8 protein-coding genes and 1 pseudogene are annotated in these 12,370 nt (G+C 61.3%); 6 read left to right on the top strand and 3 right to left on the bottom strand.

All coding sequences use genetic code 11. The features are described 5' to 3' along the window. Positions 1-218: 218 nt before the first annotated feature. From CUJ89_RS35150 to CUJ89_RS38420, 3 genes and pseudogenes are all read right to left on the bottom strand, one after another. Complete coding sequence (locus CUJ89_RS35150; RefSeq protein WP_114182038.1) at positions 219-686, bottom strand: Lrp/AsnC family transcriptional regulator; 468 nt, start codon at positions 684-686, stop codon at positions 219-221. Between the two features lie 180 nt (positions 687-866). Next, a pseudogene (gene trpS / locus CUJ89_RS35145) lies at positions 867-1,878 on the bottom strand (tryptophan--tRNA ligase). A 209-nt stretch (positions 1,879-2,087) separates the two neighbouring features. Continuing rightward, positions 2,088-2,234 (bottom strand): hypothetical protein, encoded by a 147-nt coding sequence (locus CUJ89_RS38420; protein ID WP_201752456.1) that lies wholly within the window; start codon positions 2,232-2,234, stop codon positions 2,088-2,090. A gap of 699 nt (positions 2,235-2,933) precedes the next feature. Here CUJ89_RS38420 and CUJ89_RS35140 point away from each other — a divergent pair. The 6 genes from CUJ89_RS35140 (at position 2,934) to CUJ89_RS35115 (ending at position 12,313) form a co-directional block, all read left to right on the top strand. Further along, positions 2,934-5,801 (top strand): type VI secretion system Vgr family protein, encoded by a 2,868-nt coding sequence (locus CUJ89_RS35140; RefSeq protein ID WP_114182037.1) that lies wholly within the window; start codon positions 2,934-2,936, stop codon positions 5,799-5,801. 33 nt (positions 5,802-5,834) lie between these two features. Further along, on the top strand, positions 5,835-7,916 hold the full coding sequence (locus CUJ89_RS35135; RefSeq protein WP_114182036.1) for a phospholipase D-like domain-containing protein: 2,082 nt from the start codon (positions 5,835-5,837) through the stop codon (positions 7,914-7,916). A gap of 109 nt (positions 7,917-8,025) precedes the next feature. Further along, on the top strand, positions 8,026-9,588 hold the full coding sequence (locus CUJ89_RS35130; protein ID WP_114182035.1) for a DUF6396 domain-containing protein: 1,563 nt from the start codon (positions 8,026-8,028) through the stop codon (positions 9,586-9,588). A 10-nt stretch (positions 9,589-9,598) separates the two neighbouring features. After that, the gene (locus CUJ89_RS35125; RefSeq protein ID WP_114182470.1) at positions 9,599-9,895 is read left to right on the top strand and encodes a hypothetical protein; all 297 of its coding nucleotides are present in this window, start codon (positions 9,599-9,601) and stop codon (positions 9,893-9,895) included. Then, entirely contained in the window at positions 9,895-10,398 is a 504-nt protein-coding gene (locus CUJ89_RS35120) for a pentapeptide repeat-containing protein (RefSeq protein WP_114182034.1), read from the top strand. Before CUJ89_RS35125 ends, CUJ89_RS35120 begins: the two co-directional genes overlap by 1 nt. Before the next feature lie 592 nt (positions 10,399-10,990). Further along, complete coding sequence (locus tag CUJ89_RS35115) at positions 10,991-12,313, top strand: flavin-containing monooxygenase (RefSeq protein WP_114182033.1); 1,323 nt, start codon at positions 10,991-10,993, stop codon at positions 12,311-12,313. Positions 12,314-12,370 lie beyond the last annotated feature (57 nt).

Here is a 12,370-nt window from a genome sequence, read left to right as displayed (position 1 = left end):
CTTAGGTGTTTCTCACATGAAAACAAGATTGCGGGTCGATAATCTGATCCGCCTTTGTGGCGGAAGTGGCAACTGCGTACGGCTTATCGCCGTATTTGTCGCAAGATAAATACGGCAACGTCCTGCTCATGCAATCTTGCGATACATGTTGATATATGACCAATATACACCCATGCGCGAAAGGTGGCACGGGGGCCGAAGTGGCGTCGATGAGCCCGTCACCAGACTGGCAGATTCGTCGTGTGTTTGATTTGCCTGAGCGGAATCTCGGTTTCGACGTTCCGTACCCCCTCGATCTTCGTGAGCGTTTCCATCTGGAAGCGCTGGTAATCATCGAGGTCTTTCGCGATGACGCGCAGGAGGTAGTCGTAGCTGCCGGCCATTAAATGGCACTCGAGCACTTCCGGCGCCTTTTCTATTTCCCGCGCGAAGTGCTCTATCGTGGCTTTGTCTTGACGATCCAGCGTAATCCGCACAAAAGTTGCAAACTTCAGATCAATCGCCGCTGGATTGAGTAGTGCGACGTACCCATTAATGACGCCTTGTTCCTCAAGAAGGTGAACACGGCGCAGGCAAGGGGTGGCAGATAGCCCCGCGTGTTGCGCGAGCTCCGCATTCGTCTGATTCGAGTTTCGTTGCAACGCCCGCAGAATACGTTTGTCGATCGCGTCCAGCTTCATTGGCATATATTACTCCGTTACCAATCCAGACTAGATGATAGCTCCATATTTTGGATGTATGTTGGTTAAATCAATGCCGATTTGCCGTTCGATACCTTTATTGTCACCAATGTGTCGCAGTAGTGCCGGGCACTAGCGCTCGGCACTATCCAGAAACGCCAGGCGATTCACCACCCCCCCGTTCGCTCAACCGAAATACGTCAACCCCAACGCTCCCTTCACCTCCGCCAGCGTCGCCCCCGCCACCTCCCTTGCGTGCATCGTGCCGTGCTTCAGGATCGCCATCACCTCGGCCCTGTCCGCCTCGAACTCACGGCGGCGCGCACGGATCGGCTCGATCAGCGCCTGCAGTCGCTCGTTCAACACGCGCTTGACGACGCTGTCGCCGAGCCCGCCGCGGCGATAGTGGGCCTTCAGTTCGTCCACCATCTGCACGTCCGGCTCGAACGCATCGAGGAACGTGAACACCACATTGCCCTCGACCTGCCCGGGATCGCTCACGCGCAGGTGGTTCGGGTCCGTATACATATCCTTCACGGCCTGCGCGATCTCGTCCGGCGTCGCGCCGAGCGTGATCGCGTTGCCGAGCGACTTGCTCATCTTCGCCTTGCCGTCGATGCCCGGCAGCCGCGTGACCGACGACAGCACGGCCTCGCATTCGACCAGCACAGGCTGCTCGACGGTCGTGTTGAAGCGTCGCACGAGCTCGTTGGTCTGCTCGATCATCGGCAACTGGTCGTCGCCGACCGGCACGTGCGTCGCCTTGAACGCGGTGATGTCGGCCGCCTGGCTGACCGGGTAAGTCAGGAAGCCGGCCGGGATGTCGCGCTCGAACCCGCGCAGGCGGATCTCTTCCTTGATGGTCGGATTGCGCTCAAGGCGCGCGACCGTGACGAGGTTGAGCAGGTATTGCGACAGCTCGGCGAGTTCGGGCACCTGCGATTGCACGACGATCGTCGAGAGCGCCGGATCGATGCCGACGGCCAGATAGTCGAGCGCGACTTCGATCACGTTCTCGGTGACGCGCTGGCGCCGGCCCATGTTGTCGGTCAGCGCCTGCGTATCGGCGAGCAGCAGGAACTGCCGAGCTTCGTGCTGCATGCGCACGCGTGCGCTCAGCGAGCCGATGTAATGGCCGAGGTGTAGCGGGGGTCGTGCGGTCGCCGGTGAGGATGGTCGGTCGGTTCGGGTGGGTCATGGTGGTCGTTGGCTCCGGATGATCGAAGCCGCCAGCCATGATGTCAGCGCAGAAACGCAAATGCCGCCATGGCTGGCGGCATCACGTTTGGGACATGCAAAAGGAAACGGGCCGCCTGGGTCAGGCGCGCCACCAGCAAAGCACGTTCGGCGAGGCAGGTCGGGTTTCCATCGCGCGAGTATAGCGCAGCGCGGGGCCGGCCCTGCGCGTCAGCGCACCACCGACTCCATTGCGAGGTACGCGATTTCGGCGGACGGCCACAGCAGGTACAGCAGGCCGGCCATCAGCAGCAGCGCGCCCGCGCGCACCAGCGGCGTCCGGTCTTTCTCGCGCAGGGTGCGGATGGGCTGCTTCAATCTCTTCATGCTTGCAGGCGCGCGATGCGCCACTCCAACGGTTGCTGCAACGGGTCGCGCGGGGCGACGCCGAGGTGTTACGGGGTCAACGGGGGCCGGGCAGGGCGATGACAACGGGGGTGCGCACGACGTCGTGTTTGATCCGGGAGCCGGTACGGTCGCAGGTCCGTCATGCCACGGGCGCGGACGGATCATCCGGAGCCGGTGTCGTCCGGTCGAATCGCCGGACAGCGACTCGATGCCAGTGCGGCAGTCTATACGGTATCAAAAGGGGATCGATCAGATGTGCTGCGCGCGTTCCGTGGAGCCCGGTCGGCACCCATGCTGCGTATCGCATATTGCGACGCGACGCGCATGCTACCAGTTCGGTGGTTCGCAGACCGTCAAGAATTGTTGGGTAATGATTGGATTAAAGGGTGGCCGCAAGAGGTGGCGTTTGCAGTCAAGCGTCGAAAATAGTGAGATATTCAATAAAATCAAATGGTTGAGATTATTTTTTAAGGGGACAGATGGAGGTGGCGCGGCCCCCAAGTGTCCAGCGTGCCTTCCTTCATGCAATCGCTGCGTGATTATTACAATAAGGTTGTTTTTGTGTGAAAGTTGCCTTTAAAATCGACAACCAAACAATTACGCGCGCAGGTGACGTGCAGTCTGAGAGCGTCGTCGCCGAATGCCCACCGATAAGTGAACGTGACCGAAATGCTGCGCGCCTTCGTTAGCGCGCTCGATCAGAACAATCGTGCGATCCGGTTTCATTGGGGCCGTCATCAGGATGCGCTGGCGCATGTCCTTGTCCCGCAGAATGTGGATTTGACGGAAGGTCTGTGTGCCGGCATCGAAGGGCATTTGACCTGTCTGTCTTCACGCCCGGACCTTCCTCTGTCCGCTTTTTTGGGGCTGCCGCTTTCGGTTCAATTGATAACGGACCGAGGTGAGCCGTACCCGATCAACGGGATCATCACCGACGTGCGCGCTGGCCAATCGGACGGCTCTCTCACGTGCGTCCAACTCACGTTGCGAGATGCACTGGGCATCCTCGAGCAGCGTGTCAACAGCAGAACGTTCCGTTCGATGAATGTCCCGGACATTCTGGAAACGCTGTTGCATGAATGGCAGCAACGCAGTTCTGCCTTGGCGCAGGCCTTTGATTTCGAACTCATGCTCGATCGCAGCCAGTATCCGAAGCGCGAGCAGTCGCGCCAGGCGGATGAGTCGGATGCGGCTTTCATCCGCCGACTGTGTCGGCGCGATGGCATTTTCTGGTATGCCCGGGCCGGCAAGCATGACGGCGCGTCGACCGATACGCCAGTTCATACGCTTGTGTTCTGCGATGATCCGGCGAAGTTGCCGCAGGCGGCAGCGGGCCGCGTGTCTTACCACCGCGGTGCGCAGTCCAGGGAGCGCGATTCGGTCACACTCTGGTCCACTGCCCGTGCGCTGACACCAGGAAGTGTGCGACGCTCCAGCTGGGATTACAAGACTGGCAGAATGGCTCAATCAGAGCAGGAGACGATCGTCGATCAGGGCGAGACCGGCAACGATCTCGCGAAGTTGCTGGCCGATTCGGTCATCGATGTCCCGCATGCGGGTGATTCGGACGCCGATCAAGAACGCTTGGCGAAGGCCCGCATTCTGGCGCACGAACGTCGCGCCGAGTGCGTGTATGCGTCGAGCGATGTCCGGGATGTCTCGCCGGGTTTTTGGTTCACGCTGCTCGGGCATCCGGAGGTCGATACCCGGCCTGAGGAGCAGCGGCAATTCGTCGTTACCAGTCTTCACCACCGGGCCACCAACAATTTTTCCAAGGCACTCGATGAGCGGGCACAGGCGTTGTTTGCAGCGAGTCGCTGGAGTTTCGACGCGTTGCCGGTCGAAGAGGGTGTCGGGGTCCGCTACGAGAACACTTTCATTTGCGTACGCCGTGGCGTGCCACTGACACCTGCCTACGATCCGCGCGTCGATTTGCCGCCTGTGCATCCGTTTACCGCAAAGGTGGTTGGCCAGGATGGTGAGGAAGTGCACTGCGACGAATTGGGCCGCATCAAGGTGCAGATTCTTGGTTTGCGCGCCGACGACCATACCCATGCGCAGGGCGCCGGCACCAGCGGAACCGAGCGGGACAGTGCGTGGGTGAGATGGGTCAGCCCCTGGGCCGGCCCGAACTACGGCATGGACATGCTGCCGCGCGCCGGCATGGAGGTGCTGATCGACCATCTGCATGGCGATCCCGACAAGATGGTCGTGACCGGGGTGCTGCACGGCAGTCCCAACATGCCGACGACGTTCAGCCATACGGGCTCGCTTCCGGGCAATCGATATCTTTCCGGCATCAAGACCAAGGAAGTCAAGGCGAATCGCTACAACCAGTTGCGTTTCGACGATACGCCCGGCCAGATCAGCAGTCAGCTTGCCAGCGAGCACACCTATACCCAGCTGAACCTGGGCTACCTGACGGAGCCTCGCGATGACGGCAAAGGGGCCCCTCGCGGTGACGGTCTGGAGGCCAGAACCGACGCCCAGGCCGTCATTCGCGCCGCGAAGGGCGTCTATGTGACCGCGCAGCAGCAGGGACGTGCCGAAGGCAAGATGCTCGAACGCACGGCGTTGCAGACGTTGATCGAGCAATTGCAGGAACTGGTACGGAACCTCGGTGATGCATCCGCTGCGAATGACGCCGACAACACCGACCTCGCACGCATCGAGAAGATCGCATCGCAGATCAAGGGTTGGGATGCCGGAAGCAACGTCAACCAGGGCGGTGGCGGTGGCGGCGCACCGATGGTTACGATCGAGGGGCCGGCCGGCGTGACCGTGGTCAGCCAGGACGCGATGATGCTCGGTGCGCAAACCAACATCGATGCCGTGAGCACCGGCAACACGCAGATCAGCGCGGGACGTCGTCTGCTGATGCGGGTCGGAGACTGGATGAGCGCCTTCGCGGCCAAGGGCATGACACTGGTCACGGCAGACGGCAAGTTCCGGATCGAGGCGCACAAAGAGGATGTCGTCGTGAAGGCCGCCAAACGCATCATTCTGGAGGCAGGCGAAGAAATCGTGTTCCGCTCGCCGAAGGTCAATACCCAGGCGAGCGACGAAGCGTCGATCAACGGCGGTTCGAGCTACAGCCAGTGGAATGGCGGCGGCGTCGTGCACGGCACGAGCGGTGTGTGGCGCGAACATGCGGCGTCGCATAGCCTCGTCGGGCCGGACAACAAGCCGGTGAAAGCGCCTGATCCCGTTACCTTCAAGGAACTGGAGCAACAGGACAGTCTCGCTGTGGTGCTCCGTTCGCATCCGGAGGGTGGCCGACCGCTCGCCTTCGAACCGTACACGCTTTACAAGGGCACCGCCAAGATTGCAGACGGCGTGACGGACGAACATGGTCAGTTGATCATTTCCAATCACCAAAAAGGTACGTCTTCCTATATGGTCAAGCTTCACAACGGGCACGAGATCGACTTGCCCGTGATGGATGGAGGGTTGACCGACGACGATCAATTGGCTGCGCAGGGATGGCGGGCAGTTGACGGTGATCCGGAATCGCGCCAGCGCCACGCACAGGGCTGACGCGCAATCCCCCGGTTCTCGACGAGATACTTGATGTCCGACACCAATACCCAAAACAAATCGAAGGCGCCGGTCGACGTTTGCAAGCGTCAGACGGTCGCCAGTGCGCAGTGGTTTCTGGAGAAGACGGAGAACTACTATGCGCCGCCGTACGAAAAGAACAATCTCGACGTATTCATTTGCGGCGAGGATGCGTTCACACAGATAGCGGCCGATTTGAAGGCGGCCAAGCACAGTGTCGAGATCATTTGTTGGGGCTTCGATCCCGGGATGGAGTTGATCCGGAATGGAAAAGTCTGGCCGCGAGGGGATACCTGGGGCGGGTTGCTGCGCGATGTGGCGGCCGGGAAATTCAACAACGGCAAACCGGTGCAGGTTCGCTTGCTCTCGTGGTATGGCGTGATCGGAAGTTCCCTCTCGAACAACATGCCGGGCCACAGCGGTGGCCGCCTGAACTACGAAGAGAAGATGGCGAGGGCGGTCGGCATGGCGGGCGGCATCTATTTGCCGACGGACAATCCGCCCCAGCCGCAGACTCCCCAGGAGCGGCGCGAGGATTTCAATGCGCGATGGTACGACGATGCGTTTGCCGGCCGGCTGCCCAACCTGTCTCTTCGCACGCGGGACGGCAGCAGTAAGGATGTTCGTGAAAGCCTGGCAAACGAGCCGGGCAAGCGCGATTACGTGGAAGTGCTGGGTCTGGAGAAGTTAGCCACCGACCATCAGAAAACCATCCTGATCGACTACGACCACGAGGGCGGTGCGCACGCGGTCGGCTATGTGATGGGCCTGAACAGCGTGACGGACTATTGGGACACGCAGCAGCACCTCTTCAACGATCCTCGCCGCGGCGAGGCATGGGAGGGGGCCAATGACGCGCAACCAGGCCTGAAGCCGTATCAGGATTATGCGAGTCGGATTCGGGGCGAAGCGTTGGTGGCGGTAAGCAAGAACTTCACCGATGCGTGGAACCGGGCCAAGGGCAAGGGCGCGAACGTGTCGCGAACGCACGATTTCAAAAAAGTGCCCCCGGGCTTGACGCAAAATCTCGGCACCCCGTGCCAGCGGGCGCAAGTCGTCCGTACCCAGCCCGAAGAAAAGGACAAATCCGTCAAGGCCTTGTATGAACAGGCGACGTCCTTCGCGCGCAGTTATATCTACGTCGAGAACCAGTATTTTCAATACACCGAGTGGCCGAAGAAGCTGAAGGAATGGCGAACCGAGTTTCTCTCGTGCAGTCAGGCGGCCGGCAAGAGTCCGGTTGACATACCGAATTTGCACGTGATGGCTGTCATTCCCACGCCTGAGCGGATACAGATGGTGCCGCGCACACACGATACGGTTAAGGTGCTGGGCTATGGCACTTCTATGCCCAATCAGGACAAGGCTGTGGAAGACGAACTCGCGCGCAACCGGAAGCAACAGTCGACCTGGGACGCCTATGTCAAGCGGCAGAAAGCGAGCGGCGCGAGGATCGACCCCGACCTTTATCCTGCACCGCTGTCGCCTGCGGCGCAAAGCGCCAAGGACCTCGGCGACAAGGCATCCTTGGCAAATTCGCTGGATCAAATGGGTATCCGTGCGCTGGTCGGTAGTCTCTGGACTTTTGACCACAATTGGCGCAGTTCCAAGCTGAACATCGAGACGGAAAAGAAGCAGGCTCGCTGGGATGAATATGTGAAGAAGCAGCAAGCCAAAGGCGAACTGCCCGACCCGGATCTGGCGCCGATGCTACCGTTGCCAACGCAATCATTCGCGGCCCGGTACAGGGAGATCTACATCCACAGTAAACTGCTGCTGATCGACGACAGCTTCTTCACGTTGGGCAGCGCCAACCTGAATTTGCGGAGCATGGTGGTTGATGCCGAGATCAACGTGGGAACGGACGACCAGACGAAGAGCGAAGATCTGCGCAAGCGCGTGTGGAAGCTTCACACCGGAAATGCAGCAGATTGCAATCCCTCGTCACTGACTCCGCAGGCCATGTCGAAGGCGTTCCGCAACTGGGTGCAATTGTTGCGGGCCAATGAGATTGCCCGGAAGAAGGGGGACGCGCCAACCGGCTTCCTGCATCCGTTCCATGATGAGCGCGAGACAGGCGTTCGCTTTTCCTGAATAGGTTTCCTATATCGTGCGAAATCAATTGCGTTCGACTTCCGCCAACCGTATCGGCTTTACCCGATTAGTTTCTGCTTTCCTGTTCTTTGCATGTACCGCCTGCTCAATGAACGATTCTCTCCCTCGCAACATGTCGTTGACCGCCTTTAACCCTCACCGCGACGCATTTGAGTGCAAGCACGAGGTTGACGTTGTTCCCCCGCTCGATCCGGAGGCCGATCGATGGAACCAGCAGGCAGTGGCGCTTACCAGCTCGCTGTTGTGGCCGAACCAGCGCGATTACAAGGGCGCTGTCGATTTGTGGACGAAGGCCACCGAACGCAAGCACTGGAAGGCAATGCTGAATCTGGCGAATGCCTACGCCCAGGGGCAGGGCGTGGATCGCGATTCCGAACATGCCGTGAAGATCACCGAACAGGCAATGAAATTGGGTATTCCAGCGGCCTACGATCTGATGGGTACGTATTACATGAACGGCATGGGTGTAACGCAGGATGCGAGCCGGGCCTATGCATTCTGGCAACTCGCCGCGGAAATGGGCAGCCCGAGTGCGATGGCGTATCTGGGTGGCAAGATGGACGCGCTCTATGACGATCCGAAAGCGGGCTTCTGGGGCAACCGCAAGATTGCACTCCAGATGCTTGAATGTGCCGTCGCGCAAGGAAACGGGCGTGCGGCATATGAGTTGGGGACGACGATTGCGGGCGATCGAGCCGAGTTGAGCGAGAACAACGAACGCGCACTCAAAACGTTGCACGCGGGCGTGAAATTCGGCAGTGCCGAGAGTGCCGGATGGTTAAGTGCGTCGTTTGGCAAGGGAGATGCGCTCGTCGGTCATGTCAAGGACGAAGCCCGCGCCGAACGCTACGGAGTTCTTGCCGATCGCCTCGAGCGCGACCCCGACCTGCGTCTGCCGAATCTGGACAAGGTGGTGCCGCTGCCGCCGGTCAAATTGCCCAAGTGGGATGGCAACAAGGAGACGTTGATCGACGCGGCGAAGGCGGTGACGTCCGCGCCGGTGTCGCCGGCCAAACCCGCCGCGCACCCCGTGTCGCTGCGAACCGGCCGCGCGCATGTGCCCGATGGCTACATGCTGCCGGAGAAGCCGCCGGTTGCCGTTCCTCCGCAGGCGGAAACGACCGCCGCCCCTGTCGGCGGCTACTGGATCGCTCAGCTGAAATATCCGACCGCCGAACGTCACTTCGCGTGGAATGCGGCACAGGCGCCGATGCATTACCGGAAGGACGAATTATTCGATCGGAGCCGTCCCGGCTTGATGCCTGAGGACGGTCGCATCTTCTTCCATTATGTCGGCGACGCGATTCCCATGCCCGCGCAACAGGCGGAGTCGCATCCCCGCGTGACGCAGGGCATTGCGCGCGCCGCCGAATTCCCCGACCCTGCCATCCAGTGTCGCGGTACGCGCGCGTGCCCGGTGACGGGCGTCTGGCAGGCCAGCGTGGCGGACGATCATCCTCGGGCGGCCACGTTCAATCAGTGGTATCGCCAGGCCTACGTCATGCAGGGTGACACGTTTCCCGATCCGCGGGCCATGCATCTGGAGGTATCGCCGACGGACGTGACGTGGACGTGGTGGAACGAAGCCAATCACCTCGGGTTTGCGAAGCTGCCTCAGGTCAGCGTCGGCAACGCTTCCGAGAATGCTTGACGGAGAGGGGATGCGTAAGTCGACGATGGCCGCGATGGTGTTTGCCGGAGGTCTGATCCTGGCTGCCTGGGGCGTGATTGCAACCGTGGGGGCCGTGGCCCAGATCAGCGGAGGCAGCTACGGTTCGCACGATGTGAGCGATTTCGCGATCGAGAATTTCCTGTTTCTCGGTCCGCTGATTGCCTTGGGTGGCCTGGTCGCATGGTTCGCCAGCCGGGATTCGGCAACATCTGACGATGATGACGAACAGCCCTCGGGCAAGGACGGGAGCGATCCGTCTGCTCCTGCGCATCGGGATGCAGACTGATGAGCAGTTCCGAAATCATCTACAAGCATGACCAGTGGCGCAAGGGCGCGGGCGGTATGCCCGCGGGGTTGTCCGGCCAGTCGGACAGTTCGGCCTATGCCGGCCTTGATCTGGGTCTCGCGCAATTTGCCGGCAGCAATTTCAGCGGTAGTAGCTTTACCGGAACGTCATTCCGGCAGGCCGGTTGGGCGGGTTGCCGGTTTTCGACCTGTGCGTTTGCCGGCTGCGACTTCACAGGAATTGCAATTTCCGGATGTACGTTCGTCGATTGCAGTTTTGATGAAGCGAATTTTCACGGCAGCACTTTCAATGGCGTGAAGTTTCTGAGATGCAAATGGAACGGCGTTAGGTTCGATGGCAACACGTGGCATTCGGTGCAAGTGCTTGATTGTACCGGCACCACGGTTGAAGCGCACGGGCTCAAAGGGCTGGATGTGGATTTCACGGGCAGCTATTTCGAGCATCTGGCGTTCGAGGACACCGAGATCAACGGCGGGCATTGAATCGAAGTCGTGCCCGTCAACGGGGTTCCTCAACGCGACTGCGGATCGGCCCACAGCGGTTACCGGCCCCGTTTTGTGCCGCTCATGGCGGCGTGGTTCGAACTTGCCGCATGAGATTCGAGCCGCTTTACCGTCAATCGCGACTATCTGCCTGCCCAGAGCGGGCAAAAGTGCGCTCATCCTGCATATGAAGCAGGCCTCAAGCTGACGAGGACCGAGCGCGGCAAACATCCGGCATGAACGTGTTGCGCGATGGCATGCCGTGCAGCAACGGAATATGGCGAATCGGCCATTCCAGCTTCTCCCCACTCAACGCTGAATCGCGCCCCGACTGTCCGCGCCGGACAGAATGGCGCACCGCGCGATCGGAAGGATTGCCGTCAAGTAGCGCGGCGCGAGAGTGTCAGGCAGGCCCCACCCCCGTCACGCCCAGCTTTTTGCTCGTCAACACCAACAAAAATCATCATTTCGCGCGCGCCAGCGTGTCAGCAGAATGTCTCCATTCCAACTCACGCGATCGCCCGCTGATCGCAGCGATGGCCGGAACGCGACGACCGGCCTCGATCGAGCCGCACTTCAGAAGGAGACAGCCGTGGCAGTTGAAACAATCTCAATCGATACGCTCGTCGTCGGCGCCGGGCAGGCCGGCGTGGCCATGAGCGAACACCTGGGCAAGCTCGGCGTGCCGCATCTCGTGCTGGAGCGCAACCGCATCGCCGAACGCTGGCGCACGGGGCGCTGGGATTCGCTGGTCGCGAACGGCCCCGCGTGGCACGACCGCTTCCCGGGGCTCGAATTCGACGGCCTCGATCCCGATGCGTTCGCATCGAAAGACCAGGTCGCGGACTACTTCGAAGCGTATGCGCGCAAATTCAACGCGCCGATCCGCACGGGCGTCGACGTGAAGAAGGTCGTGCGCAACGCGGGCAAGCCGGGCTTCGTCGTCGAGACGTCCGACGGTACGATCGAGGCGAACCGTGTGGTCGTCGCGACGGGGCCGTTCCAGCGCCCGGTCATTCCGCCGATCGCGTCGGACGACGCGCGTCTCGTGCAGATCCATTCCGCCGACTATCGCAACCCGGGCCAGCTTCCGGAAGGCGCGGTGCTGGTGGTTGGCGCGGGGTCGTCGGGCGTGCAGATCGCCGACGAACTGCAGCGCGCGGGCCGGCAGGTCTACCTGTCGGTCGGGCCGCACGATCGCCCGCCGCGCGCGTATCGCGGCCGCGATTTTTGCTGGTGGCTCGGCGTGCTCGGCGAATGGGACAAGGAAGTCGCAACGCCCGGCCGCGAACACGTGACGATCGCGGTGAGCGGCGCGCGCGGCGGCCATACGGTGGATTTCCGCAAGCTCGCGAACCAGGGCGTGATGCTCGTTGGGCTGACGAAGTCGTTCGACGGCGGCGTGGTCGAGTTCGAACGCGATCTCGCGATCAATCTCGCGCGCGGCGACGAGAACTACCTGTCGCTGCTCGACGCGGCCGATGCCTATGCGGCGCGCAACGGCCTCGACTTGCCGGAAGAGCCGGAAGCACGCCGCATCCTGCCGAACCCCGAATGCGTCGCGCAGCCGATCCTTGCGCTCGACCTCGCCGGTGCCGGCATCACGTCGATCGTCTGGGCAACAGGCTATGCGGTCGACTACGGCTGGCTGAACGTCGACGCGTTCGCGGCGAACGGCAAGCCGCAGCACCAGCGCGGTGTGTCGAAGGAGCCCGGCATCTATTTCCTCGGGCTGCCGTGGCTGTCGCGGCGCGGCTCCAGCTTCATCTGGGGCGTCTGGCACGACGCGAAGCACATCGCCGATCACATCGTGACGCAGCGCAAGTACCTCGACTACCACGACGCGTCGCAGCACCGCGCGGCCGCGCAATCGGCGCCGGCCGACACGCGCCCGCTCGCTGAAGCGACGAACTGACCTGAACCCGCCGCGCCGCGTCTGCTTCCGGCGCGGCGGGTGTTTCCACCGACGATC

Source organism: Burkholderia pyrrocinia (genome assembly GCF_003330765.1).
Lineage (GTDB): Bacteria > Pseudomonadota > Gammaproteobacteria > Burkholderiales > Burkholderiaceae > Burkholderia > Burkholderia pyrrocinia_B.
This window is presented reverse-complemented; position numbering and strand designations above follow the sequence as displayed.